22 protein-coding genes and 1 other RNA gene are annotated in these 26,544 nt (G+C 62.5%); 7 read left to right on the top strand and 16 right to left on the bottom strand.

The features are described 5' to 3' along the window. Window positions 1-235: 235 nt before the first annotated feature. Complete coding sequence (locus F1735_RS26200) at window positions 236-976, bottom strand: GlxA family transcriptional regulator (protein WP_167239668.1); 741 nt, start codon at window positions 974-976, stop codon at window positions 236-238. Between the two features lie 264 nt (window positions 977-1,240). On the opposite strand from F1735_RS26200, the gene F1735_RS26195 reads away from it, so the two are divergent. Beyond that, window positions 1,241-3,187 (top strand): S9 family peptidase, encoded by a 1,947-nt coding sequence (locus F1735_RS26195; RefSeq protein WP_222853079.1) that lies wholly within the window; start codon window positions 1,241-1,243, stop codon window positions 3,185-3,187. A 44-nt stretch (window positions 3,188-3,231) separates the two neighbouring features. Here the strand turns inward: F1735_RS26195 and F1735_RS26190 are convergent, their stop codons facing one another. The 12 genes from F1735_RS26190 to F1735_RS26130 form a co-directional block, all read right to left on the bottom strand. Beyond that, window positions 3,232-4,488, bottom strand: a complete 1,257-nt coding sequence (locus F1735_RS26190) for an IS4 family transposase (protein ID WP_167239664.1) — start codon at window positions 4,486-4,488, stop codon at window positions 3,232-3,234. Between the two features lie 220 nt (window positions 4,489-4,708). Next, a complete protein-coding gene (locus F1735_RS26185; RefSeq protein ID WP_167239663.1) occupies window positions 4,709-5,686 on the bottom strand; it encodes a hypothetical protein in 978 nt (325 codons plus the stop codon). 9 nt (window positions 5,687-5,695) lie between these two features. After that, window positions 5,696-5,914: a hypothetical protein gene (locus F1735_RS26180; RefSeq protein ID WP_167239649.1), complete on the bottom strand. Its 219-nt coding sequence runs from the start codon at window positions 5,912-5,914 to the stop codon at window positions 5,696-5,698. 295 nt (window positions 5,915-6,209) lie between these two features. Then, window positions 6,210-7,187 carry a hypothetical protein gene (locus F1735_RS26170; RefSeq protein ID WP_167239662.1) on the bottom strand — a complete coding sequence of 326 codons (978 nt, stop codon included), beginning with the start codon at window positions 7,185-7,187 and terminating at the stop codon, window positions 6,210-6,212. A gap of 9 nt (window positions 7,188-7,196) precedes the next feature. Beyond that, complete coding sequence (locus F1735_RS26165) at window positions 7,197-7,769, bottom strand: hypothetical protein (RefSeq protein ID WP_167239661.1); 573 nt, start codon at window positions 7,767-7,769, stop codon at window positions 7,197-7,199. A 242-nt stretch (window positions 7,770-8,011) separates the two neighbouring features. Then, window positions 8,012-8,410, bottom strand: coding sequence for a DUF4150 domain-containing protein (locus F1735_RS26160; protein WP_229505972.1), 399 nt, complete (start codon window positions 8,408-8,410; stop codon window positions 8,012-8,014). A gap of 20 nt (window positions 8,411-8,430) precedes the next feature. Continuing rightward, window positions 8,431-9,510 carry a hypothetical protein gene (locus F1735_RS26155; RefSeq protein WP_167239660.1) on the bottom strand — a complete coding sequence of 360 codons (1,080 nt, stop codon included), beginning with the start codon at window positions 9,508-9,510 and terminating at the stop codon, window positions 8,431-8,433. Then, window positions 9,507-10,622 carry a DUF2169 family type VI secretion system accessory protein gene (locus F1735_RS26150; protein ID WP_167239659.1) on the bottom strand — a complete coding sequence of 372 codons (1,116 nt, stop codon included), beginning with the start codon at window positions 10,620-10,622 and terminating at the stop codon, window positions 9,507-9,509. The genes F1735_RS26155 and F1735_RS26150 overlap by 4 nt, the downstream gene beginning before the upstream one ends. An 11-nt stretch (window positions 10,623-10,633) precedes the next feature. Further along, window positions 10,634-11,122 carry a DUF6484 domain-containing protein gene (locus F1735_RS26145; RefSeq protein WP_167239658.1) on the bottom strand — a complete coding sequence of 163 codons (489 nt, stop codon included), beginning with the start codon at window positions 11,120-11,122 and terminating at the stop codon, window positions 10,634-10,636. Next, window positions 11,109-12,371: a hypothetical protein gene (locus tag F1735_RS26140; protein WP_167239657.1), complete on the bottom strand. Its 1,263-nt coding sequence runs from the start codon at window positions 12,369-12,371 to the stop codon at window positions 11,109-11,111. Before F1735_RS26140 ends, F1735_RS26145 begins: the two co-directional genes overlap by 14 nt. 267 nt (window positions 12,372-12,638) lie before the next feature. After that, complete coding sequence (locus F1735_RS26135; protein WP_229505971.1) at window positions 12,639-15,419, bottom strand: M16 family metallopeptidase; 2,781 nt, start codon at window positions 15,417-15,419, stop codon at window positions 12,639-12,641. 82 nt (window positions 15,420-15,501) lie between these two features. Continuing rightward, window positions 15,502-18,357 (bottom strand): two-component system response regulator, encoded by a 2,856-nt coding sequence (locus F1735_RS26130; protein ID WP_229505970.1) that lies wholly within the window; start codon window positions 18,355-18,357, stop codon window positions 15,502-15,504. 350 nt (window positions 18,358-18,707) lie between these two features. Between F1735_RS26130 and ribBA the strand changes: the two genes are divergently transcribed. From ribBA to nusB, 3 genes are all read left to right on the top strand, one after another. After that, window positions 18,708-19,901 (top strand): bifunctional 3,4-dihydroxy-2-butanone-4-phosphate synthase/GTP cyclohydrolase II, encoded by a 1,194-nt coding sequence (ribBA, locus tag F1735_RS26125; protein ID WP_167239655.1) that lies wholly within the window; start codon window positions 18,708-18,710, stop codon window positions 19,899-19,901. 51 nt (window positions 19,902-19,952) lie between these two features. After that, window positions 19,953-20,432, top strand: coding sequence for a 6,7-dimethyl-8-ribityllumazine synthase (ribH, locus tag F1735_RS26120; protein ID WP_166887694.1), 480 nt, complete (start codon window positions 19,953-19,955; stop codon window positions 20,430-20,432). 73 nt (window positions 20,433-20,505) lie between these two features. Next, window positions 20,506-20,976 (top strand): transcription antitermination factor NusB, encoded by a 471-nt coding sequence (nusB, locus tag F1735_RS26115; RefSeq protein ID WP_166873304.1) that lies wholly within the window; start codon window positions 20,506-20,508, stop codon window positions 20,974-20,976. 166 nt (window positions 20,977-21,142) lie between these two features. Here nusB and F1735_RS26110 read toward each other — a convergent pair whose 3' ends face one another. Beyond that, the gene (locus F1735_RS26110; RefSeq protein ID WP_308628040.1) at window positions 21,143-21,928 is read right to left on the bottom strand and encodes a lytic transglycosylase domain-containing protein; all 786 of its coding nucleotides are present in this window, start codon (window positions 21,926-21,928) and stop codon (window positions 21,143-21,145) included. Between the two features lie 569 nt (window positions 21,929-22,497). Between F1735_RS26110 and ubiD the strand changes: the two genes are divergently transcribed. Beyond that, window positions 22,498-23,982, top strand: a complete 1,485-nt coding sequence (gene ubiD, locus F1735_RS26105; protein ID WP_167239653.1) for a 4-hydroxy-3-polyprenylbenzoate decarboxylase — start codon at window positions 22,498-22,500, stop codon at window positions 23,980-23,982. Between the two features lie 11 nt (window positions 23,983-23,993). On the opposite strand, the gene F1735_RS26100 is transcribed toward ubiD, so the two are convergent. Both F1735_RS26100 and F1735_RS26095 read right to left on the bottom strand, forming a co-directional pair. Further along, entirely contained in the window at window positions 23,994-24,212 is a 219-nt protein-coding gene (locus F1735_RS26100; RefSeq protein ID WP_167239652.1) for a hypothetical protein, read from the bottom strand. A 68-nt stretch (window positions 24,213-24,280) separates the two neighbouring features. Further along, a complete protein-coding gene (locus tag F1735_RS26095) occupies window positions 24,281-24,529 on the bottom strand; it encodes a hypothetical protein (RefSeq protein ID WP_167239651.1) in 249 nt (82 codons plus the stop codon). A gap of 213 nt (window positions 24,530-24,742) precedes the next feature. Between F1735_RS26095 and ffs the strand changes: the two genes are divergently transcribed. Together ffs and dnaX are read left to right on the top strand one after the other, a co-directional pair. Next, an RNA gene (gene ffs, locus F1735_RS26090) (signal recognition particle sRNA small type) lies at window positions 24,743-24,841 on the top strand. Window positions 24,842-25,002: 161 nt separating this feature from the next. Further along, window positions 25,003-26,544: DNA polymerase III subunit gamma/tau (gene dnaX / locus F1735_RS26085; protein WP_167239650.1), on the top strand; the 1,542-nt coding region annotated here is incomplete at its 3' end.

Below are 26,544 nucleotides of genomic sequence, written 5' to 3'. Positions count from 1 at the left end.
CAGTCCGTTCAGCTCAGATTGCTCGTCCTGGGTAAGCACAATCTCCGTCGCAATTCGCATTAGCTTTCTCCTGGTTGATGCACAAGAATAGCGCCTCATCCGCGATATTTCAATACGAAGCACTGAGGATGCAACACTACACTAGCAGTACACGCACTGCGTCGCGGCGTGCGCCTTGCAAGGCATCCGCTTCTGTTCGCTAAAAATCACAATAATTTCTGCACGCTTACTTAGCTCAACTCGACCGGAAACTTTGCCGGTAATGTTGGGGACTGGTGCCGACCTGTTTGCTGAAACACGCCCGCATGGCCGCGCTGGTGCCGAATCCGGTGGTGTCGGTCACTTGCTCGACTGACAGCGCGCTCGTTTCCAGCAGATGCTGGGCCCGCCGCACGCGCGCGCCCAGCAGCCATTGCAAGGGCGAGGTGCCGGTTTGTTCCAGAAAGCGCCGACTGAGCGTACGCTTGCTCAGGGCGGCATGCGCGGCGATGGCCTCCAGCGTCAACGCGCGATGCAATTGCGACTCCATCCATTTCAGCACCGGCTGCAGCGCCAACGACGATGACGGTTCCAGATGCACGATGAACTGGGCCTGGCCGCAGCCACGTTCGGGCGGCATTACCGCCGCGCGCGCGGCATCGGCGGCGACGGCGGCGCCGTAGTCGCGCCGCACCAGGTGCAGGCACAGGTCGAGCCCGGCAGCGGCCCTGATCGTCGCCAGCACCGCTTGCGACACCGGCGCGTCGATGTCGTCGATGCCCGGAATGATCAAGGTGTGCGCGCCGCCCGCGTGGCTCAGGTTGAATCGTGTGTGCAAGTCGAACAGCCTGGCCGCGACCGACGGCGCCTCGCCGCAAACGATCACCTCGTAAGCCGAAGGCAAGCCCGGCACGCGAACGCGGCTGAACACTTCACAGGCCGTGGCCAGATCAAAAGGGATGACGCCGTGCGGCGCCAGGATGACGATTTTATGAATGGCGCAATTCTAGCGGCCCTATGCTGTCGTGTCAGTGCCAGGAGAGGGTTTGGCGCGCTCCTTGCGCAATATGGCAATCGAGCCAATGTGCCGACGCGGCGCAAGCGATTGACCCGTGATGGACGACGCCGGCGCGGTACGCCTTGGTAGCGCACTGCGCAATCGTATATATTGAAGCCGCTGAAAGGGTCGTCCCGGATTTCCCGGCCGATCATTGTCCGCCTCTTACAAGAGCGGGCAGAATCCCACCTACATAAACCCACTATGTCACAACTTCACACAGTCCTGTTCTCGGCCATGCTGGCCGGCGCCATCGCGCCCGCATGGGCGGCCGAGCCGGCGGCCCTGCGCGACTACCGCGCCCTGGCGATCAGCCCCGACGGCAAGCGCATCGCCGCCCTCGAATCGCTCGACCCGGGCGGCCTGCCGCTACGCCCGCACGCCGTCGTGGTCGTGCGCGACGCCGCCAGCGGCGCCATCGTCGCCCAGTACGATCCGTGCGCCACCTGCATCTACGACCATCCCGCCTGGTCGCCCGACCAGCAAGCGCTGGCCTTCATCAGCGCCGACGCCAGGGCCGGCACCGCCACGCTGTACATCGCCGGCGCTGCGGGCGCCGCGCCGGCCGCCGTCATCAAGGGCGTGGCCAGCACCGCGCGCTGGTCGCCGGAAGGCAAGCGGATTTCGCTGCTGGCCACGGCGGGCGCCAAAAAGCTCGCCGGCGCGGTCGAAGCCGGGGCGCGCCAGGTTGGCGAAATCGGCGTGCAGGAAGACGCCCAGCGCCTCGCGGTGGTCCCCGCCAACGGCGGCGAACTGACCATGGTGTCGCCGCCCGACAGCTATATTTACGAGTACGACTGGACCCCGGACGGCAAGGGCTTCGCCGTCACCAGCGCCAGGGGCAACGGCGACAACAACTGGTGGGTCGCCACGCTCGGCCATGTCGACATCGCCAGCGGCGCGCTGCGCGTGCTGGCCGCCCCCAGGATGCAGATGAATATCCCGCGCGTTTCGCCCGACGGGCGCAGTGTCGCCTTCATCGCGGGCCTGATGAGCGACTTCGGCTCGGTCGGCGGCGACGTGTTTACCGTGCCGCTGTCCGGCGGCGAACCGCACAACGTCACCCCGCGCTTTGCCGGCTCCTTTAACGGGCTGGCGTGGCAGGGCAAGCAGCTGATCGCCTCGGCGCTGGTCGGCAGCGAGCATGCGGTGCTCGCCATCGACCCGGTCAAGCGCGCCACGCGCACGCTCTGGTCGGGCGCGGTCAGCGCAAGCGGCTCGCGCCAGGGACGTTTTGTGTTCAGCGCCGACGGCGCCATCGCCGCCTCCGTGCACGAAGACTTCGCGCACGCGCCGCACATCGTCGCCGGACGCCTGCCGCACCTGGCCGCCATCACGCGCGACAACGACGGCTTTGCGCCCCAGGTGCGCGCCACCAGCGTCGAATGGAGCAACGACGGCTTCAGGATGCAGGGCTGGCTGGTCGCGCCGCTGGCGACCGAGCCTGGCAAAAAGCATCCGATGGTGGTGCAGGTGCATGGCGGGCCGGCGTCGGCCGCCTCGCCGCGCTTTGTCTCCGATGGTGAACAGGCTAATCCGCTGCTGCGCGACCTCACGCGCAAGGGATACTACGTGTTCCTGCCCAACCCGCGCGGCAGCTTCGGCCAGGGTGTCGCCTTCGGCAGCGCCAACAAGCGCGATTTCGGGGGCGGCGACTGGCGCGACATCCTGGCCGGCATCGACGCCGCCGCCAAAGGCGCGCCGGTGGACGCGGGCCGGCTTGGCCTGATGGGACACTCCTACGGCGGCTTCATGACCATGTGGGGCGTGACCCACAGCCAGCGCTTCAAGGCCGCGGTGGCCGGCGCCGGCGTCGCCAACTGGATCAGCTACTACGGCCAGAACGGCATCGACCAGTGGATGATTCCCTTCTTCGGCGCCTCGGCCTACGACGACCCGGCGGTGTACCGGGCGGCCTCGCCGATCGAATCGATCAAGGCTGCGAAGACGCCGACCTTGCTGTACGTGGGCGAGCGCGATGTGGAAACGCCGGCGGTGCAATCGATGGAATTCTGGCACGGCCTGCGCGCCATGGGCACGCCGACCGCGCTGGTGATTTATGACGGCGAAGGCCACGCGATCCGCAAGCCCGAGCACCAGCGCGACCAGCGTGCGCGCACGGTGGCGTGGTTCGAGCGCTATCTTAAGTAGGGGGGCGAAGGGCAATCCTCCCAAGTTAAGGAATCCGCACCCGCTCAACATGGTTTTTGCGTCATGAATTTGTGCGGCTTCGGTCTGGATTTGCGCGGCTTCGATAGATTTTCTCGATGAAGGTATGTGTGTTTCCCAAGCAATTTGAGCAGTTTGCGCAAGTGCATGGCGATCTGCTTTCCCAGCAATAGTGCCGGCATCACGGGTTTCAGTGCGGTATGGGCGTAGGCGTGGTTGATGCGGTCGACGGCACGCAGGTCAGCCTGGTCATGGGCGGTCAGCGCAGCCAAGGTCTGCAGGTTGTCGCACATGATTTTGGCTGCGACATCCTGCACCACTGCCTGCTGGCTCAAGCCGGACACATGCTCCAGGTTGAGCCGGCTTTTGAGCCGTTTGAAGGCTTCCTCGATGCGCCAGCGCTTGTGGTACAGGTCGCCAAAGGCGCTGGCCGGGAAGCGCGCGGTATCGAACAAATTGGTCATCAGCACGCGTACTTTGCCGTTCGGCGCGATGTGACGCACCAGACGAACCTGCTGGGGCGCGCGGGTGAACTCGTAGTCGGCGGCCTCGCGCCGCGACGGCGCTGTGAGCGTGACGACCTGCTCATCGAGGCCGGAGCGCAGAAATGCGCGCACGCAGGCGAAGCCGCCGTTGCCGGCTTTCTCCACCCGCATGCAGAACGAGATGGCGCGCTCGTTGAGCAGGGCGACGAGCCAGCGCGACGGATAGCCCCGGTCCAGCAGCAGCAAGTCCTTGCTTGAGAGTCGGTCCAGATGCTGGACCAGCATCTGGCGTTCGCCGCATTCCTCAATGCCGTGCAGCGAGGCCGCCAGCATCAACTCGGCACCGGGGAGGAACAGGCCAAAGAGAATTTGGTCCGGTAGCGCGGCGCGCTCGAGGCGACTGGCGCGCAGGCCGAAACGCACCGTCGAGGCGTCGGCGGCGACCAGGCGCAAGCCACACCAGCGCGGCACGAACCCGTGCTGCTCGGCGCGCTCGACGAGCCAGTCGTTGAGCGAAGGGATGGCGGTCAGGGACAGCTTGGCGCGCGCTTGCGCGAACGCCTGCTCGGACACCATGCGCATTAATTCGGCCTTCCCGGCCAGACGGCCGAAGAACGTGTCGAGTTCGGCCTGAATGCTCATGCGCATGCCGGTTAGCATGAGCGCCACAAGTGATGGCAACGGCAACTTTCGGCGCCGTGTGAACGCCGTCGGATGTTCCGGATGCCTGGCCGACTCGAGGAATTCGGGTGACTGCAATCGCAAAGCGAGGTCGATAAAAAGGGCAGTAAGGGACATGGTAGTCAGTGAGAAAAAAACTCACTGCCGACGCAGTTCGCAATTGAAATGTCAAGCTATTTATCGCATTTTCACCGTGTTTTCGAGGAAATTCCTGAACTTGGGGGGATTGGGGCGAAGGGGGGGGCGTGCGCCTGCGCGGCCCCAAGGGCCGCCTTTGACCCTGGAATGACCAAGCCGGCATTGCACGTCAGCGTTGGAATCCATTGGCTTTGCGCTCTCAGATATTGTCGGGGTCGTCGATTCGCTGCCAACGCTTGCCGTCAAACACGGCGAGCCAGCGCTTGGCCACCACTAACATTTGTCCATGCCCGGAATCCAATGCCCTGCATTTGAACGTTCCCTGACCGGTGTCCACATAACGCAATTTGCCGCTTTCGAGGCGGTAAAGACCTTTCAGGCCGCCAACGTAAAGATGTCCATTGAACCACGTCGTCGAGTAGAAATCGTCATGCGCGCCAGTATCCAAAACGTGGAAGTTGCTGCCTTTTCCTTGTACTAACACCCCGTTGTTACCGGCAGCATAGACCCATCCATCATCGGCGCAATGCACGCAATTCAAATCGACATTCGTTGCCTGTGCGACTTGAAGCCATGTACTGCCGTCGAAGCAAAAAAGAAGCCCCTCTCTACCAACGCAAAAAATGGCTTCTTCCGAGAACCCATCGATCGCGCACATGTCGCGTTGGGTTAGTCGCGCGGCTTTGAGTGCTTCGCTGACGCTCATGCCTTGTTCTAAATAGTCACCCAGGCCTGTCGCCTTTAAACCCTTGTCAAAGGTTTTCCATGTTCCGTCCGCGCGTCGCATGACTTTGCCGCCATATCCACAAATGTACAGGTTATTGCCGATCTGATTGATGTCCGTTAGTGAAGGTATCCCATGCCCATCTTCAGCACCCGGAAGAATCTCATCGGCCACGTGGTCGCTTCCTGGTATATAAAAACCAACCACGCCAGATCCTTCTTCCAATGCCACGTAGGCTCGGTTTCCCTGTGCGCTAAATCCGGATATTGTGCAAACTGAGCTTACCTGCCAATGTCGGTCTTGATAAAACCACTTGCCGGCATCAAACCACTTGAGGCGGCCGTGATCGTATTCATTCATAGGTTGAGCGTCCATCCGGGTAGAAATGAAAAAATAGTCACTTTCAATAATGCAGCCATCCAGGAATTCCACTGAAGCCTGACTATTGACCATATACCGCTCCTAAAGAGAAAAAATAGCCACCCATCGTCGGATGGCCTGACCAAGAAGACCTGTTCCCTGCGCGAGTCGTCGGGTAAACTGCCCGGCGGCCAGACGGGCCGCAAGGGCATCACACTCAAGGAGGCCTTGCAGCAGACCAGTCACATCGATCATTCGCTCCCCGAACACTGCAACCGCATACCAGTCGCCCACAATCTGCTCCGGGGCTTCCGGAAACATGCCGACGCCGTCCTGTTGTTCATTCGCGCTCTCGCCTACCGTTCACCAACAACGTGACCGAACGCGCCGTTCGCATGCCCAGGATAAAACGGAAGATTTCGGGCTGCTTTCGCGCCATCGGAGTCACCGGCAATTTCTGCGTCATTCGCTCCTGCCTTGATAGGCTGCGCAAGCAGGGCCACAGTATGCTGAAAGTGCTACAGCGTGCTTTCGCCGGCAATCTCGCCCAGCCACTATTCATGGGGCGTCGAAAATTGCGTCACGCAGTAGGATTCTCAAGGCCCCCTCATGTACCTCAGACATTGTCCGGATGGTCAATTCTCGTCCAACGATGCCCATCGAATACGAGTAGCCATCTCTCAGCCACAACCAATAACTGACCGTAGGCAGCATCCATGCCCTTGCATTTGAAGCCCCCCTGGTTCGTATCCACGTAATGCAGTCCGTTTTTCTGGAGTCTGTATATGCCTTTTAATCCTCCAATATATAGATTTCCATCAAACCAGCAAATCGAATAGAAATCGTCGACAGCACCCTTATCCAAAGCCCAGAAATTGTTCTCCTTGCCTTGTAATAAGATACCTTGATTACCTGCAGCGTACACAAAGCCATCCTCCGCAGCGTACACACAATTCAAGTCGGTATTTGTCGGCGAATCGATCTTGGTCCAGGTTTCTCCATCGAAGCGAAAAATCACTCCTTCTCTTCCTACACAAAAAATCGCATTGCTGGCACGGCCCCCGATTGCCCGCATGTCGCGTTGAGTCAGTTTGGCGGCATTAAGTGCGTCGTCAAATGACATACCGTCCCGTAAGTAATCACCGAAAGTCATGGCTTTCAGGCTTTGGTTAGATTTTTCCCACTTCCCATTGATGCGCCGCATAACTATTCCGGCATACCCGCATAAATACAACGTTTTTTCGATCTCACAAATTTTCAGAAGAGACGCTATTCCATGTCCGTGCTCTGCACCTGGTAAAGTTTCATCAACTGGGTCTGCAACGCCAGGACTATAAAAGCCAACAACGCCGGTTCCTTGTTCCAGAGCCACGTATGCCCGCGTTCTTCCTTCGGAATACCCTGGCAGCACGCAAACGGAACTGACTTGCCAGTGCCGGTCTCGGTATGCCCATTCGCCCGCATTGAACCATTGAAGGCGACCGTGATCGTATTCACTTTCCGATTGCGCATCCATTCGCGTTGATGTGAAAAAATAGTCTTTCTCGATAATGCAGCCGTCCAGGAATTTAACCGATGCCATACTTTTCACCATGAATTTCTCCTACTTGATTAGCTTGGCCTGTTGAACTCGCGATAGTACTTCGGCAAATTTGGGCATTGTTAAGCCGCTTTTTCCACGCGGATCGGCTCTGAGAAGTGTGTCTTTATCTAGCTCTAAATCTTGGTGGCGTTTGCGCAGCGTTTCCCTAATTTTACTTTCATCACACCGCGTGACGGCCGATACCGATACGGCACCGAGCCCTTCCAATTTCTCGAGCGTGGCTGTCCATTGAGGGATTGCATTTCCACCATATTGATCTTCCAGCGAGTCGTACACGGCGTGAATAGCGAGATGCTCTTCCTCTGTCACGCAGATGCATTGACCCTTACCTTCATCCATTTTTCCTGCATAGTAATACCCGCCGCCCCGATGCGCTAAAAACTTATCCAGAAGCTCATCGATGCTCGCTCCAAAAGATGGCCTCCCGGTGTTTTGTCTTCGGGTTCCGGGTGATCGCCAGCAACGATCAGGTACGATGTGATGGGATCGCCCATTCGGACATTCTTTCTCGGCCTCTCTGTACGAGTAAATCTTACACTTTTCTTTGTCCTCGTCGTGTTGATTGTCTTTCATTCGGTTGACAAGGATATTCAACAATCCTATCAACGCCGCGTAGTATTCCGGAGGCCCGAGCAATATCGGTCCCTTTACTGGCGTCCCTGGACTCGCTGGTAGCCCCTCGCCCGGGAGTCCACCGGAAAGGCCGCCCGCTGGCCGTGGCGCCGGCAATCTCGGCGGCCCCTTTCTCACCAGCACGCCAGCCCCCGCCTGCTGCCCCACAGCCCCTTGAGCCAGGATAGACATCGTCGTCGTCCTTAAGTTTTATGGTTGTGGCTCATGAGGTCAAGATGTCGCGGCACGTTGTATCCCTCGACGAACACGTTCGGCGACCACGACAAAAAATACGCTTTTCCCTTGATGACGCCGCTCTTGACCCCCTTCCTGAATGCCTCTGTGGCCGGCTCGTTGCCGGTACTGGTCGCAATCCGGCTCTTGTCGCGCAGCGCCACCGGCTCGCCGTACATGAAGACACTGGTCGAACCGTTTTCGAGGTCGCTGATCCTGGCGGTGTTGGGGTAGGGGACCGGTACCCCGATCCTGGCCGGTCCGGGCGGGCTGCCGCAGACATCGGGAAAGGCCGCCGTGCTCATGCCGGCCTTGGACGCCTTGCCGGCGATTGACATGCTGTTGGCGTAAATTCTGAACATCGACATGGACCATCCTTTCCCTATGATCAGGCTGAAAACTCTCCAAAACTGAGCAGGGCGGCGCTGCGTTCGCCTTCGTCGCTCGCCATCAGGCACAGCATGTTGTACGACGGCGCATAGCCCTTGTGCGCGGACGCATAAGCCCACGCCAGCGCCAGCAAGCCCGCCGCCGCGCCGGTCTCGCCAAGACTGTCGGCCAGCATCCACAAGGGCGTGGCGGAGACATTCGTGCGCGCTGCCGCCAGCGCGAATTCTTTCGCATAAAAGTCTTCGCTGGACTGGCCGCTGATGCGCAAGCCAACGCCGCCCGAATCGGCCGGCAATCCACCCAGCGCCGTGTTGATGGCTGCGCTTAAGGCAATCGCCCTGTTCGGCGCTGCGCCTCCGATAACGGCCAATTCCCGCGCGATTCCCAGGCCGGTGCAGAACAAGGTGGCGTCTGGCGCGGCGCAAACTGTCGCCCCCCTGTTGCTGAAACGTGGCGCGACCTGTGTTATCTGGTCCGGGCGCGCCACCAGCAGCGCGCATGCTGCCTCGCCCGGAATGAATCCGTGCGTATTGACGGACGAGAGCACCCGCCCGGCCCTGTGCATGCCCAATAAGGTATCCGCATTGGCGTACGAATCGACGGCGGCAATCAACACGAAGGGATGTGACCTGGCCAGGTCAAAAGCCTCGTTGAGGGCCATCGCGGCGCCGGCCTGGCCGTACGCATACACCCGCGACTGTGCCGCGAAGCGTCGGCCGAGCGCCTCCTCGACGCCCGCACGCAAGACCGAATCGAGTGCCGCGATGCGTCCCGGCCGGGTCACTTCGGCTACGCACAGGAGCAGTGGGATGCCCTGCGTGTCCAGGTGCGGCAAACCGTCGAGGCATTCGCCGATCGCGCGCGCCAGCATCGCGCCATGCTTGTCGATGGCTGGCGCGCGGTCGGCTTCCCGTCCCAGCCTGACCGGTGCCGCCGTTATCGGCTCGCCACGGGGATCGATGAAGGGCAGGTCGTTAAAGTCGTTGAGCCTCGTGCGCAACGCGGCAAAGGTGGACGGCGCGTTCAGCCCCGCGGAGGTGACCGCGCCAGTGCGCAACAGGGCGAGCGGTTCGGTCATGGCGCGTCCGCGTCGATGCCGCGTCGCCGGGACGGCAATTCATCGACCAACACATCGAGCGCAATGTGAACGACGTGCCCCTTCGGACGTTCGCCAATTTCGATTGCGCCAAATCGCAAGATATCGTTGTCCAGATTTCTGACCACCCGCCACACGACCGTAAAGCGCTGCTTGTCCGGTTCGAAAACCAGGGTGTCGGCGCGGGCGGCCACGCGTTCGGCACCGCCCTGGCGTGGAGTAAACGTGACGTGCATTGCCAGATCGGGGAGATTGAATTCGAGCCGGCCCGATGGCGTCAATGCCGGGTGCGTGAGGTTCACCAGCATCACCGCTTCGCCACCGCCAAGCTGCGCCAACTGCTGGTCTTCCGGCGCGCTCTGAAAATAGCGGGCGTCGAAATCAGGCGGCAGGAAAGGATAAACCTGCTCCATCCATTGCGCGTCGTACGTGCCTGCATACCGGATGCGCGGCTCCCAATTGCGCCCCACCGGCCCGAAACTCAGTGGCGCGTATTTGCCGCTTGGGCTGGTGACCGGTTCGATCGGCGATTCTGTCTGCGCCACCGGCGATCCATGCGCAAATTTGCCGTGCGGGCGATAGCCGCAGCCGACCGGGTTGCGAGCGTACGCCAATCGATCCGCTTCCTTTTCCGGATCGTTTTCGGTGCCGCCATAAGCAATGTCGTAGCTGATGGTTTGCCTGGTAAACGGTTCCGGCTTGCCGGCGCCCACGAACGCCCCGAGCAAATGAGTGCGCCACTGGCGCTTGCCGTGTACATTGAAAGCCTTGGCCATGCTCCCCACCCGTAGTCCTACCGGGACCACGCCGGTCGCGATAGCCCGTGGAGCATAGGCGCTGCCCAGCAAAAGGACATCGACCTTCGGCTTGTCCAGGCAATAATCGCACTCGTATTCCGGGGCGCTCAAGCCAGGTTCGCCGGTCGCGGTATCGGCCAGGGTGATCGGAACCTGTTCTTCCATCGGCGCCGGCGGCTCGCCAGCGCAAGGCAAGCGAAACGTCGCCTTGACCACCACCACCAGGCATTCGCTTCCCGTCTTGTCGTGCATTGTCGTGTAGCCTGCTGCGAACCTGGTGTGATTGATGAGGTTCATGCGGCCTTCTGTCAGTTGAGGGACACCGAACCGCCCTTGATCCTGTTCTGGCCTGCCGCGCGCGACAGCAGGTGCTTGCCCCTGATTTCGACATTGCCGTCGGCATCGAGCGTGATCGACGCCGCACCGCACATCAACGTGATGCGCCGATGGGCGACCAGCACGAGTTCCTCGCCGTCGGCCACTGCCTGTAACGGCAACGGCGCCACGCCGCCGTTCCGGCCTCCATCCGCACGGGGCGCGCGGACGATGCCCATGATGACAGGGGCTGCAGGGTCGCCGCCATCGAACTGCAGGGCGACTCGTGCGCCGATATGTTCGTGCCCCAGGTCGACCACGGTGAGGGCGGCCAGGGCGTCCCTGGTGCCGGCTTGGACCAGCGGGGCGCCATCGGCGTCGAATCCCGCCAGCACGCCCAGGACCATGCCGGACGCCTTGATGTCGTCCGGGCGTCTGGTGGTCGCGGCAGCGATTGTTCTCGGTGGATTAGCTACGGTCATGGTCATCTCCTCGAAGTCGTTCCAGGCGCTGGCGTTGAATCCGCGCGGCGGCGTGTACGGGAAAGGTCGACTCGCCCGGGTGCATCAGCGCCCGGTGAAGCGCAGCCAGTTCACGATGCGCTTGTTCGCCGGCAGACAAAACATGCACAAGCCAGGAGTCGGATACCGGCCTGCCCAACAGATAGCGCATATCGCCCGGATAACACTGTGCATTAGCGTCCCACCAGGTTTGCAGGCGGGCGCGATCCGGCAGCGGATAAGCGGGCGTGTCGTTTGTCCGAGAGCGCGGTTCCCCGCGCACCATCCGGTTCGCATCCAGATCGAGGCCGGTGATCAGGCGCACCGATTCGCCAGCCAGCCGGGCTGCGTCGCTGTCGTCGCTGTCGTCGCTTTGGGCAAGCAGCCAGGGAACATGCAGCGGGTCGCCGCTCCATCCGGCCGCCTGGATCGCCAGCGATCGCTGTTGCGCGCACCGCATCAATGTCGCGATGTAGTTGTGTAGTTCGCTGCCCGACAGTGCCGCGCAAAGCAGCTTCGCAACCTCAGGAGCCGGCCCGGTTTGCGCGGCCGCATACGCATGCAGGGCGGGAATGGCCGCGTCGCGCCCGCCGAGAAGCAGCGCGCAGCGAGCAGCATTGAAAAGCGCCGGATGCCCGGGCGTGGCCTGGTCGAGAAAACCCGCTACACGTGGCAGGAGGGCGACTCTCCCACACTGTGCGATCGCATCGAATTCGGGCGCATCGGCTGAAGCGGCGTGGGCCAGCAGGGCATCGTCGAGCCGACCGCCGGCAAGTACGGGGTGAAGGTGGCAGCGGGCGAGGGCGGCCAGTCGGCAGGCGCGATCTGCGGACCTGATTTGTGCGCCAACCAGGCCGCTGACGGCGTGCGAATCGAACCATGCCAGCACGCCGTGCAGGGCATCGGAAAATCCGGGCTGGCCTGACAGGCGGGCCAGGGCATCATCCATCGCCTCGCGCGCCTCGCCCAGGAACGCGAGCGCCAACACGACAAAAGCATCGGCCCCGACGTCATGACAGCGGCGGCCGGCGGCCTTGTCGTACGCCGCCTCGGCCAGTTCCGTGGCGATCTCGCCGGCTTCACGCAGGCCGTCGAGATGCGCATCGATCGCGCCATCGATGTCGGCCAGCCGATCGAAGCGCAGGCGGACGTCGACGATCTCGCGGCGTCGGCGCCACCACGTGGTCGCCACATCGGTTACATGCTGCGCTACGATCGTTGGATTGGTCACTTGGGCACCGTGAAAGCATATCCTAAGATAAGCTTTTCACAGTGTGGCGTAACTAACAGTAATACGAGTAAAAGCCGGTGTCAGGTCTGACATTCGGACACGTCCTCGTCTGTAATTCCGCCTGCTGCGCGCCTAATGATGAGCTCGTGTCCGAATGTCAGACCTGACACCGGGTGTAAGGATGAGCTCGTGTCCGAATGTCAGACCTGACACCGGGTGTAAGGATGAGCTCGTGTCCGAATGTCAGACCTGACACCGGGTGGTGGCCTATTTGTTTTCCGGGTACAGCACTACCTGCACGTAATTGTTCATGTCGAAGTAGCGCTGGGCGGCCTGTTTCAGCTGCTCCGGCGTGATGCCATTGACCTTTTGCGGATACGCCAGGATCTCGGCCGGATCGCTGCCCTGCAGGTGCGCCGTCTGCAGGCGGTTCAGCCAGTAACCGTTCTCGCGCAGCGCCTTCTGGTGGTTCTGCAGCCAGTTTTGCTTGACCTTGTTCAGGTCAGCCAGGTCCGGTCCTTGCTCCTTCATGCGCGCCATTTCGGCCATGACGGCGGCGATGACCTTGTCCACATTTTCCGGCCCGGTCGGCAGCGATGCCGTCACGGTGTAGTTCTCGTACGGGTATTTGCTCAAGCCGCCGCTCATGCCGCCGCCGTAAATGAGCGCCAGCTTCTCGCGCAGGATGTCGGTGATGCGGATGTTGATCACTTCCAGCATCGCCTGCAAGCGCATCGCCTCGTCGTCCGAATACGGCGCTTCGCCACTGAAATTGATCGACACGCTGCTTTTCGCTTCGCTCCCGCTGCGCACTTCCTTCTTCACCACGCCGCGCACCGGACGCACGCCCACATCCTTGTAGCCGACCTCGATCTCGCCCACCGGCAGCGCACCGAGGTAGGTCGCCAACAGCGGCTTGACCTTGGCCAGGTCAAAACTGCCGACCAGGATGAACGTCATGTCCCGGGCGCTGAAAAAGCGCGCGCGGTACACCGCCAGCGCGCGCTCCAGGTCGAGCTTGTCGAAGTCGGCGGGGCGCGCGGTGCGTGCCACGCGCGGGTTGTCCCGGTACATGGTGCTGATCAGCGTATCGCGAAACACCGATTCCGGCTGCGCCATCGCGTTGCGCGCCGCTTCGACCTGCTTGCCGACGAAGGACTTGTACAAGTCCGCGTCGCGCCGCACCCCGGTCATGCGCAGGTACACCAGTTGCAGCATGGTCTCGATGTCGTCGTTGGCGGCGCTGCCGCTGATGCCGTCCACATGGTTCCCCAGCATCAGGCTGACCGTGGCCGCTTTCCCCGCCAGGATTTTTTGCAGGTCGAGCGGCGAATACTCTTTCAGTCCCATCGTGCCCACCACCGCATTCGCATAGCGCGCGTTGACGATGTCGGCGTCGCCGAACAGGCTCTGGCCGCCGAAGCGCACGGCGCTCATCATCACCTGGTCGTTGCGGAAGTCGGTCGGCTTGAGGATCACTTTCACGCCGTTCGACAAGGTCAGACGGGTCAGCCCGAGTGCCTTGTCTTCGCTCTGCGCGACGATGCCGCCGCCGGCCGGCGGCTTGTCCATCAGCTCCGTGGCCAGCGTCTTTTGCTCCTGCGCGCGCACCGTCACTTTTTCGGCCTGCGCCACGGCCGCCAGCAACTCGGCGCTGGTCGGCGCCGGGCTGTCTTCCCTGGCGCTGCCCATGTACACCACCAGCTTGGCCGACTCCGACGCCGCCGGAATGGTGGCGCGCGCGTAGCTGTTCATGTCGTCGAGCGTGATCGCCGGCAGCAGCTCGCGCACGTAAGCGAATTCGTTGGCGATGCCGGGAATGCTTTCCTGCTCGAGGAAGTTGCGCACGTATTCGCCGACGTAGCTGCCCGAGTCGGTCTTGTCACGTTCGTTGTACGCCAGTTCGTACTGGCGCATCATGTTCTTGCGCGCCCGTTCGAATTCCTGGGCGCTGAAGCCGAACTGGCGGGTGCGCGCATTTTCCTGCACCAGCGCGTCGATGGCCGGCGTGGCGCCGCCTTTGCCCAGCGCCGCCGAGGCGTTGAATGAGGTGTAGCGCGGCGTCAGTTTGCCGACCGAGCTGGCGCCGGCTATGAACGGCGGATTGGCCTGCTGCGCCAGTTCCTGCATGCGCTGGCCCAGCATGCCGGTAAACAGCGACTCGACCAGTTTTTCGCGGTAGGCGCCGAAGGTGCCTTTGTCGACCGATTCCTTCACCGGGTAGCGGATCAGCAGCGCATTGGACGACGCTTCCTTGTCGGTCACCACCAGCGCCTCCGTGTGGGCGCGCGTGGGAATGGCGGCGTAGGTGCGCGCGCGTGGCCGGACCGGGTTTTTCAACTGCCCGAAGTGCTGCTTGATGAGGCGCTCGGCCTCAAGCGGGTCGATGTCGCCCACCGCCACCACCGCCATCAGGTCGGGCCGGTACCAGTCCTGGTAGAAGCGCCGGATCGCTTCGTGCTTGAAGCCCTTGATGATGGGCTCCTGCCCGATCGGCATGCGCTGCGCGTAGCGCGAACCGTTGTATAGCTTGGGCATGATCACCTTGTTCATGCGGTCGGCCGCGCCTTTGCCAAGCCGCAGTTCTTCCAGGATGATGCCGCGTTCCTTGTCGATGTCGGCCGCGTTCATGGTCAGCCCGCCCGCCCAGTCTTCCAGCACCAGGAAGCCCTTGTCGATGTTGTCGCGGTTATCGGTGGGGATCGGCAGGATGTACACCGTCTCGTCGAAACTGGTGTAGGCATTCAGGTCGGCCCCGAACTTCACGCCGATCGACTGCAGGTAGGACACCAGTTCGTGCTTCTTGAAGTTGGTCGAGCCGTTGAAGGCCATGTGCTCGGTGAAGTGGGCCAGGCCCAGCTGGTCCTCGTCCTCCAGGATCGAGCCGGCCTTGACGACCAGGCGCAGTTCGAGCTTTTTCTCGGGTTTGCCGTTTTTCTGGATGTAGTAAGTCAGGCCGTTGGCCAGCTTGCCTACCTTGACCTGCGGTCCCACCGGTATCGCGTCGTCCAGCTTGATGGCGGCCTGGGCGCTTAGTGCGAAGGCCATCAGGAGGGTGGCCGCACAAGCGGATCGAACGGAATACTTGGTCATTAGCGTCTCTGCAATGTTTTCTGGTGGAGCGCGGATTCTACTCCTTTGCCGGGTCTGCTACCGGAAGGGGCAGTGGGACGGGCAGCGCCAGGCGCGCGTCCGACGCCATCAGCGTCGCCATCGCGTCGGCCGCCAGCGGACGGCTGAACAGGAAGCCCTGCACTTCGTCGCAGCCGATGCGCTGCAAGAAGGCTAGCTGCTCCTGCGTCTCCACGCCCTCGGCCACCACCGACAGCGACAGCCCGTGCGCCAGCGCGATGGTGGCCTGGGCGATGGCGGCGCTGCGCGGGTCGGTGATGATATTGCGTACAAAACTCTGGTCGATTTTGAGCTTGTCGAGCATGAAGCGCGACAGGTAGCCGAGCGATGAATAGCCGGTGCCGAAGTCGTCGAGCGAGATCGACACGCCCATGCCGGTCAGTTCGGCCAGCTGCACTTCGGCCGCTTCGCTGTCGCGCATCATGACGCTCTCGGTCAGTTCGATCTCCAGGTACTGCGGCGCCAGGCCGGACTCGCGCAGCGCCTCGCGCACCACCGCCGGCACGGTGCCGGCGGTGAACTGGTGGGCCGAGACATTGACCGCCACGCGCAGCGGCGCCAGGCCCGCGTCCTGCCAGGCCTTGTTCTGCATGCAGGCCTGGCGGATTACCCAGTTCCCGATCGGCAGGATCAGGCCCGTATCCTCGGCCAGCGCGATGAAGTCGCCCGGGCCGACCTGGCCCAGTTCCGGGCTGCTCCAGCGCAGCAGCGCTTCCATGCTGCAGATGCGGCCGTCCGCCAGCGACACCTGCGGCTGGTAGTGCAGCGACAGTTCGTTGCGTTCGATGGCGCGGCGCAGGTGCGTTTCGAGCGCCATCCAGCGCAGCGCATGCGCGTTCATCTCGCCCTTGAAGAAGCGAAAACCATTGCGCCCCGCATCCTTCATGTGCGACAGCGCCACGTCGGCCGCTTTCAGCAGTTCGCTCGGATTGGCGCCGTCGCGCGGGTAGATGCTGATGCCCACGCTGGTGGTGACGATCAGTTCATGGCCGCCGGCGTGGAACGGTTGCGCGATTTCGTCGATCAGGCGGCGCACCGCCACGATGATGGCGTCCGAGTCCAGGCATTCGGTCAGCAGCAGCACGAATTCGTCGCTGCCCAGGTGCGCCAGCGAGTCGGCCGGACCGGCCAGCAGGCCCGCGCGGCGCGCCACTTCCTGCAGCAGGGCGTCGCCGGCTTCGTGTCCCAGGCTGTCGTTGATGCGTTGCAGGCGGTCGATGTTAAACAGCAGCAGGGCGATCTGGCGGTCGCCGTGGCGCGCCGAGGCGATCGCCTGCTGCATCCGTTCGGTCAGCACCGAGCGGTTCGGCAGCAGGGTCAATGGATCGTGGTTGCTCAGGAAATCGACCTGGTGGTGCGCCGCCTTGAGCGCGCTGATGTCGCTCGACACCGACACGTAGGCGTCGATCTCGCCGCCGGCGCCGCGCACCGCGTTGATGCTGATCCGCTCCGGGTACACCTGGCCGTTCTTGCGGCGGTTCCAGATTTCGCCGCGCCATTGGCCGGTGCTGGTCAGGCTGGCCCAGATCGCGCGGTAGAAGGCCGTGTCGTGCCGCCCCGAGCGCAGCAGGCTTGGATTGCGGCCCAGGACGTCCGCTTCGCTGTAGCCGGTAATGTGTTCGAAGGCCGGATTGACGGCGATGATGCCGGCATGCGCGTCCGTCATCATGATGCTTTCTTGCGTGCTCTCGAGGATGCGGGCCGACAGGCGCAGCCGCTGTTCGCTCTCGCGCAGGGCGCGGTCGGCCTGCTGGCGCGCGGCCGCCTCCAGCTGCAATTGGGCGGCGTGGCGCTGCACCACTTCGTACAGGCACAGGTTTTCGTAGGCCACCGCCAGCTGCGCGCCGAGCGTGACGCCGATGCGTTCATCTTCGTGGCTGAACGGTTGCGCACCGATCCGGCGCGTACAGTACATCCAGCCATACAGCTGGTTGCGGTCGCGGATCGCCAGTCCCAAAAAGCCGTCCGCCGCCGGATGGCCGGCGGGCAGGGCGGGCTGGCCCTGCACGCGCAGCGCCAGCGGTTGTTCGAGCAGGGCGCCGGGCAGGCGCTGCGGGTCGAGCGCGGCCGCCATCAAGAGGTCGCGCCCGACGCCGAGGGCGCCCAGGTGGCGCACGCGCTGTTCGCCGCTGTCGAGCAGGCACACGGCCACGCAGTCGGCGTCCAGGATCGCGCTGGCGGCCTGCAAAAACACGCCGAGCATGGCGTCGGCATTGCGTTCGCCGGTCAGGCGCAGGCTCATTTCTTCCAGCGCGGCCAGGCGCGCGGCCACGCTGCGCAAGCTGCTCATGCGCTCGCCGAGCAGGCTGGCCAGCTCCGACCCGAGTGCGGGATTGGCGACCGCGTGGCGATCGAGCAGGGCGCCGAGCGCATGGCGCGCCGACACCAGGGCGTCGTCGATGCTGCTGCCCAGCTCCGTGCCCACGGCCGCTGCCGCCGTCGTTGCAGCGGCGCCGATGCTGCCGGCGCCCTCGCCCGCCTGGTGCGCCAGTCCCAGTTCACCGTGTACGGCGGCCAGGATGTCTTCCGGGTCGGCCGGCTTGGCCAGCACCCGCGAGACGCCGCAACTGCGCGCCAGCGCCATCGTTTCGCTGACCGCGTAGATGGCCGAGTAAAAAATCACGCGGGTGGCGGCCAGTTCCGGGTCGGCGCGCAGCTGCTGCACGAATTCGTAGCCGTCCATGGCCGGCATCAGGATGTCGGTGATGATCAGGTCCGGACGCTCGGCGCGCACCTGGGCCAGCGCGTGCGCGCCATCGTAGGCTTCGAGCAGGCGGTGGCCGGTGTGGCCGAGCAGGGCGCTCAGGTAGCGCCGGTTCGACGGCCGGTCGTCGACAATCAGGATCGTGGACATAGGCCATGCTCCGGTTGCCAGGATCGTGCGCGGGGGTGGTCGTGAAAGCGTGCTGGCATAGTGGCTCCGGGCCACGCTCCGGCAGGCGAAAGACGGAAGGCGAGGCCTGCTGTGATAATAATGCAGGTCGGCGCGCGCTCCGGAAATTTGTTTCGGATCGCTTTAAAAAGCGTAACATTCCCTTATCATTTCAAGCATATTGTTGTCCGAGTGCAACGAATTGACAGGCCGACAAATGCCTGCGGGGTAGGGCGCCAAACTCTTCCCAAGCTTAGGTCAGTTGAAGTCGGGTAAATCCTTTAAAATAGCGGATTACGCTCCAGCAGCTTTCCGTCTCCGAGGATCATGTCATGCCAATCTCCAGTACCCCCGAAATCGTCGAAGAATTGCGCGCAGGGCGCATGGTCATCCTGGTTGATGAAGAAGACCGCGAAAATGAGGGGGACCTGGTGCTGGCGGCCGATTTCGTGACGCCTGAAGCCATCAATTTCATGGTCAAGCACGCGCGCGGCCTGGTCTGCCTGACCTTGACCGAAGAACGCTGCAAGCAGCTCAATCTGTCGATGATGACGTCGAGCAACGGCACCTTTTACGGCACCAACTTCACGGTCTCGATCGAAGCGGCCGAAGGCGTCACCACCGGCATTTCGGCGGCCGACCGCGCCAAGACCATCCAGGTGGCGGTGGCCAAGAACGCCAGCCCGGCCGATATCGTCCAGCCGGGCCACATTTTCCCGCTCAAGGCCCAGCGCGGCGGCGTGCTGATGCGCGCCGGCCACACCGAAGCCGGCTGCGACCTGACCGAGATGGCCGGCCTGACCCCGGCCTCGGTCATTTGCGAAATCCTCAAGGATGACGGCACCATGGCGCGCCTGCCGGACTTGCTGGAATTTGCCAAAGAACACAATCTGAAAATCGGCACCATTGCCGACCTGATCCACTATCGCGGGCAGAACGAATGCCTGGTCGAGCGCATCGCCGAGCGCACCATGCAGACCGCCTACGGTCAATTCCGCCTGATCGCCTTCCGCGACAAGCCGAGCGGCTCGGCCCACCTGGCCATGGTGCATGGCGACCTGGCGCCGAACCTCGATGCGCTGGTGCGCGTGCATCAGCCGGTCTCGATCCTCGACCTGCTCGACAGCGAAGCGACCACCCACTCGTGGACCATGGCCTCGTCGATGCAGGCGATCAAGCAAGCCGACCGTGGCGTGATGGTGCTGCTCAACTGCGGCGAGACGGCCGAGCAACTGTTTGCCCAGTTCGCCGCCCTCGACGCCAACAGCAAGCCGACCGGGCGCGCCGCCAGCATGGACTTGCGCACCTACGGTATCGGCGCCCAGATCCTCAAGGACCTGGGTGTGGGCAAGATGGAATTGCTGGCCAGCCCGCGCAAAATGCCTTCCATGACCGGTTTCGACCTGGAAGTGACCGGCTACCGCGCCCGGCCCGATGGCGCGTCGCATAGCGCCTCGCATAGCGCCTCGCATGGCGCCTCGCATGGCGAGCCGAACGGCGAGCCGTCCGCCAAGGCAGCCGCCTGAAGCGGTACACTCCACATTCAATCACACACATATATATAGAAGGGGTCTGCCATGACCGTAGGAACTTATGAAAGCAATCTGACCGGTGCAGGCCTGCGCGTTGGGATCGTCCAGGCGCGTTTTAACGCCGATGTGGGCCACGGCCTGCTGTCGGCCTGCCTGGCCGAACTCAAGCACCTGGGCGTGACCGACGAAGACGTGCTGCACGTCACCGTGCCGGGCGCGCTCGAAATTCCGCTGGCGCTGCAAAAAATGGCTGAAACCCAGCAGTTCGACGCGCTGGTCGCGCTCGGCGCGGTCATTCGCGGCGAAACTTATCACTTCGAGCTGGTGTCGAACGAATCGGGCGCCGGCATCACCCGCATCGGCCTCGACTATGGCATCGCCATCGCGAATGCCGTGTTGACCACCGAAAACGACGAGCAGGCTGAAGTGCGCATGGCGGAAAAAGGCGCGGAAGCGGCGCGCTGCGCGGTCGAAATGGCCAACCTGCTGATCGCGCTCGAAGAGCTGCAAGCCGACGAAGACTGATTCCGGGCCGTCAGCAACCCATCGTCCAGAACACGTTTTAAGAACAAACGGTAATAAAGAAGGTAAGAAGACCATGACAGAGAAAACCTTGCACGCCAATCCCAGCAAGAACCGCACGCCGCGTCACCGGGCGCGCGAGTTCGCCTTGCAGGGCTTGTATCAATGGCTGCTGAACAATGAAGACGCCACCACGGTCGTCAACAACATCCGCGCGGCGCACGGCTTTGAAAAAGCCGACGCCGACCACTTTGCGGTGTTGTTGTATGGCGCGATCAAGGATTCGGTCGCCTTGCGCGAGGCGTTCGCGCCGCTGATCGACCGTGGCGTGGCCGAATTGTCCCCGATCGAGCACGCCGTGCTGCTGATCGGCGCGTTCGAGCTGAAAAACAACCTGGATATTCCTTACCGTGTTGTCATCAACGAAGCGGTCGAGCTGACCAAGTCGTTCGGCGGTATCGACGGCCATAAGTACGTCAACGGCGTGCTCGACAAACTGGCGCCGAAGCTGCGCGCCGACGAAGTCGCAGGCGACACCCGCCGCTAAGGGGTCAGACCCCGGTTTTTCAGTTAGGGGTCTGACCCCGGTGTCAGCTCCCAGGGGTCTGACCCCGGTGTCAGCTCTGCCGCAGGACCCCGGTGCCCGCCCACAAAAAAAGCCCGATGCAAGCATCGGGCTTTTTCACATCCCACACACTATATAGTGCAAGGAATCACAAACCGGCGATCTGCTCCTGCGACGCCTTCTCTGCCATCACCGGTTTCGGTGCCACCGGCGAGGTAAACGTCGGCACTTTCTTGCCGCTCGCCACCAGCTTGAGCTTTTGATATTCGTTCATCACGCGCGAGCCGTAACCCTGGTCGGTTTCGAACGCCGCGGCGCCCACGTATGTCTTCAGGCCGGCTTCCACCGAACCGCCGCGTTTCACGTATTCCTTCAGGATCAGCGAACCGACGCGGATATTGGCCACGGGATTGAGCGCAGCCTGGGTCCCACCCATTTCCTGGAACTTTTCGTGGTGAATCTTCGACATCACCTGCATCAGCCCCTGCGCGCCCACCGGGCTCTCGGCAAAGGGATTCAAGCCCGATTCGATCGCCATGACCGCCAGGATCAGCAGCGGGTCGAGCTTGATTTCGCGCGCCGTCGAATAGGCGGTCGAGACCAGCATGTCGGCGGCGTCGCCGGCGACGCGGTAGCGCTTGGACAGCCAGCTTGTCACAAACGCCTGCTGCTTGCGGTTGGCCTTGATGGCCTTGTCGTCGAGCGCCAGGATAGCCGGCTGGTTGTCAATGAGCACCGCCGGAGCGGGTGTGCTCATCAAGGCCGACAGGCCGGGCGCCTGCACGGGCGCGCGCGCGACGACGGGCGCCGGCTTGACTGGCTGCGCCAGCATCTGCGAGGCTTCATGGGCCAGTTCGGGACGCAGGTACAGCAAAGCCATCATGGCCAGCGCGGAAACACCAAAGAACGTCAGTGTGTGTTGCATCGTGGTCAGGAGAGCACGCGCCGTTTTGCTCACGGAAGACCACGTGAATGGCGGGCATGCCATTGTTTGGGCGAGCTTTGCTGTCGCCCCGTTGAAACGATGTATCATCGAATTCCCCTTTGTCGCGGAAAAAGCCGTCCCCATGCCGCGCGGTGGCGCAGCGGGCTGACAAATGCCGTGCATCAGAAATATCGTCCATCGCCGCCGCTCGGGCACGCGATTAACGCCGTCATTGCTCGCTTGGGCTGGTCGTTCCCTGTGGTATTGGACCAGTAGCTAAACAACTTTTTCGGGGGAGAAGGCAGACGCCTATTGAAAACACTCCTTAAAATGTCATTGGGGCCCCGACCCCGTGAAGTTATGAGACAGGCTAGAATCGTGTCCGTGGACGGTGCCTGCTCATCAAGTAGGGCGAATTGTAGAAGCGGGTATATACTAAGTCAATACTAACACAAACATTCTATATTACTTTTAGATCTAGCTTTTTCTGCTGCGTTGCAGCAAAGCCCTATGAAATCAACCACTTGGCATGGCTAATTGAACAACCATGCTTACATGAAAAAAAGAATTAAAAACCGATGAATTATGTAGACTTGCGCGATTTCATGGCGAAAATGCAAGAAATGGGCGAATTGAAGCGCATTTCCTTGCCTGTTTCGCCCTATTTGGAGATGACGGAGGTGTGCGACCGCGCTTTGCGGGCCGCCGGACCGGCCATTTTGTTCGAAAACCCGACCGGTCATACGATTCCGGTGCTGGGCAACCTGTTCGGCACGCCGCGCCGGGTCGCGCTGGGCATGGGCGCCGACGACGTGAGCGAGCTGCGCAAGATCGGCCATGTCCTGGCGCGCCTCAAGGAGCCGGAACCGCCCAAAGGCTTCAAGGACCTGATGGGCCTGGGATCCCTGGTCAAGGCTGTGTGGGACATGTCGCCCAAGGAAGTGCGCGGCGCCGCCTGCCACGATATCGTCTGGGAAGGGGCCGACGTCGACCTGGCGCGCCTGCCGATCCAGCATTGCTGGCCGGGCGACATTGCCCCGCTCATTACCTGGGGGCTGGTCATTACCAAGGGCCCTAACAAGAAGCGCCAGAACCTGGGCATCTACCGCCAGCAGGTCATCGGCCCGAACAAGGTCATCATGCGCTGGCTGGCGCACCGTGGCGGTGCGCTCGACTTCCGCGAGCATGGCATTGCCACCAAGGGACAGCCGTATCCGGTGGCCGTCGCCCTCGGCGCCGACCCGGCCACCATTCTCGGGGCGGTCACCCCGGTGCCGGACAGCCTGTCCGAATACCAGTTCGCCGGCTTGCTGCGCGGCAGCCGCACCGTGTTGACCCGTGCCATCGGCAGCGACCTGCGCGTGCCGGCCTCGGCCGAGATTGTGCTCGAAGGCCATATTTACGCCGATCCGAACCATCCGACCGGCTACGAACATGCGCTCGAAGGGCCGTTCGGCGACCATACTGGTTACTATAATGAGCAGGACAGTTTTCCGGTGTTTACCATCGACCGCATCACCATGCGGCGCGATCCGGTTTATCACTCCACGTATACAGGCAAGCCGCCCGACGAACCGGCCGTGCTCGGCGTGGCGCTCAATGAAGTATTCATTCCGCTGCTGCAAAAGCAGTTCAGCGAAATCACCGACTTTTACCTGCCGCCCGAAGGTTGCAGCTACCGCATGGCGGTGGTGCAGATGAAAAAGCAGTACGCCGGCCACGCCAAGCGCGTCATGTTCGGGGTGTGGAGCTTCCTGCGCCAGTTCATGTATACCAAGTTCATCGTGGTGGTCGACGAGGACGTCAATATCCGCGACTGGAAAGAGGTGATCTGGGCCATCACCACGCGGGTCGATCCGATGCGCGACACCTTGATGGTCGACAGCACGCCGATCGACTACCTCGACTTTGCCTCGCCGGTCAGTGGGCTGGGCAGCAAGATGGGCATCGACGCCACCAACAAGTGGCCGGGCGAGACCAGTCGCGAGTGGGGCACCACGATCAGCATGACGCCGGAAGTGAAGGCGCGCGTCGATCGCATGTGGGATGAATTAGGTTTGTAGCATCGCCGTTGTCATTGAGAGCGTGCCTTTTTTCGAGCGCGAATGAAGGCCATGAATATGGCCAACAATACGAGGACGGGTACGCTGCTGCTAAACCATAAAGGGTGCTCGTCGATCATTTGAAAGTAAAAGCGCGAAATTTGTAACCTGAAAACGATCATCGCAGCTAGCAGCAGTGCCAGTGCCAGGCTTGTAATGACGAGTTTGGCGCCGTTCGATCTGATCTTCATGCGAACTCCTGACAAAAGGAATACGCCATGCATAAGCATGGCGTATCAGTTTCGACAATAGGGTAGCCTCAATCGTTGCTATCCGCAGCACGCTGCAATCGCCTTGATCCCCATCCCATGTCGAGGGCTGCGCTACCCAGCCACATTCCGGCCGATGCAATCGCGAATGCGGATCCGCCGGCGACAAGAAGCGGCGAGCCGACCGCAAAAAGGACGGCTGCGCCAACAGCGGTGACTGCCGCGCCATAATTTAATACTTGGCCCTGCGTCACTGCGCCACTCACGGAATTGATTTCATCAGAACTTAGCTCTTGCATAGTCGGCTCCTGTGATTCGACCAAACCGGTCAAAAAGAGTATCCGGCATCGCTCATCATTGCATGTGGAGAATCCGTAAGCCTTTTCAATTTTGGTTTCACGTGCCGTGATGGCAAGTCTCGCGTGTCGCGATTCCGACTGCTTGCAGCGTCGTCTTTAATAGCGTTTCAACCTGCCTCCCCAAAACCCGCAGGGTCGGTTATAATTGTCGCTGGCGGGCCCCTGCGCATTGTGGCATGGCTAACCTGGTCAGGTCGGGAACGAAGCAGCCACGGCCGTTAACCATAAGTGCCGCAGATCAGGCTCGCCTCTTTCGATCTTCCAGACCGCCGTACCTCGGTCGCACCTCCCCAATTCCTTTGTAAAACAGCGCATGTACAAGCGGCGGTTTCGCATTCGCGCGCGCTCTTGCTACAATTGCCTTTTCGGGCAGCGGGAAGCCCCCGCGTTCGCTATCTACGGTAAAATTCAGCATGTCCTATCAAGTCCTCGCCCGCAAATACCGTCCCAAGAATTTCGACACGCTCGTCGGCCAGGAGCACGTGGTGCGCGCCTTGACGCACGCGCTGCAAACCGGCCGCCTGCACCACGCCTATCTGTTCACCGGCACGCGCGGTGTCGGCAAGACGACCCTGTCGCGCATCCTGGCCAAGTCGCTCAACTGCATCGGCCCTGACGGCAACGGCGGCATCACCGCCAACCCGTGCGGCGTGTGCGAAGCGTGTACCGCGATCGACGCCGGCCGCTTCGTCGACTATATAGAGATGGATGCCGCTTCCAACCGCGGCGTCGATGAAATGGCCCAGCTCTTGGAGCAGGCCGTCTACGCCCCGTCGAACGCGCGCTTCAAGGTCTACATGATCGACGAGGTGCATATGCTGACCAACCACGCTTTCAACTCCATGTTGAAGACGCTCGAAGAGCCGCCCGAGCACGTCAAGTTCATCCTGGCGACCACCGATCCGCAAAAAATTCCCGTCACCGTGCTCTCGCGCTGCCTGCAGTTCAATCTCAAGCAGATGCCGCCGGGGCATATCATCAGCCACCTCGATAACATCCTTGGCCAGGAAGGCATCAGCTTCGAGCAGCCGGCATTGCGCCTGCTGGCCCAGGGCGCGCACGGCTCGATGCGCGACGCGCTCTCGCTGACCGACCAGGCCATTGCCTACGCGGCCGGCGAAGTCACGCTCGACGCGGTGCAAGGCATGCTCGGCGCGCTCGACCAGACTTACCTGGTGCGCCTGCTCGACGCGCTGCTCGCGCAGGACGGCGCCGACCTGATGGCGGTGGCCGACGAAATGGCCAGCCGCAGCCTGTCGTACAACGGCGCCTTGCAGGACCTGGGCACCTTGCTGCACCGGATCGCGCTGGCGCAAAGCGTGCCGTCCGCCGTGCCCGAAGACCTGCCCGAACTGGCCGACATCCTGCGCCTTGCACAAGCCTTCGACGCCCAGGAAGTGCAGCTGTATTACCAGATCGTCGTCCACGGCCGCAACGAGATTGGCCTGGCGCCCGACGAATACGCGGGCTTCACCATGACCTTGCTGCGCATGCTCGCTTTCCGCCCCGGTAACGGTGGCGGCGAGGGCGCGCCGCCGGGCGCCTCGTCCGCCGCCCGTTCGCCGGCGCCCGCACGCGCTGCCGCCGCTGCCGCCACACCTGCGCGAGCCGCCTCGGCTCCTGTCGCCAGCCATGCCGCCGTGAGCGCGCCACCGCCGCCGCGCATGCCGCCAGCGCCCGTGCAACAAGCCGCGCCGCCCGCGCCCGTGCAACAAGCGGCGCCGCCGGCCAGCGTACCGGCCATGAATTCGGCGCGCGCGGCCATCAACGCCGCCCTCGAAGCGGCGCGTTCGGCCAGCCGTGGACAAAACTCGCCGCCGCGCCGTCCGACGGCGATGTCGAACCAGGCCGCCGCCAGCGCCGCCGCCGCCGCGCCGCCGGCCCCCGCAGCGGAGCCCGAGCCCGCGCCCGCACCGAAGCCGCCGCCGCCGTGGGAGCAGGGCGAACCCCAGGCC

The organism is Massilia genomosp. 1 (assembly GCF_011682185.1).
In the GTDB taxonomy this organism is placed as follows: domain Bacteria; phylum Pseudomonadota; class Gammaproteobacteria; order Burkholderiales; family Burkholderiaceae_D; genus Telluria_A; species Telluria_A rubra.
The sequence above is the reverse complement of the archived record's forward strand: the minus strand, read 5'-3'. Positions and strand labels throughout refer to the sequence as shown.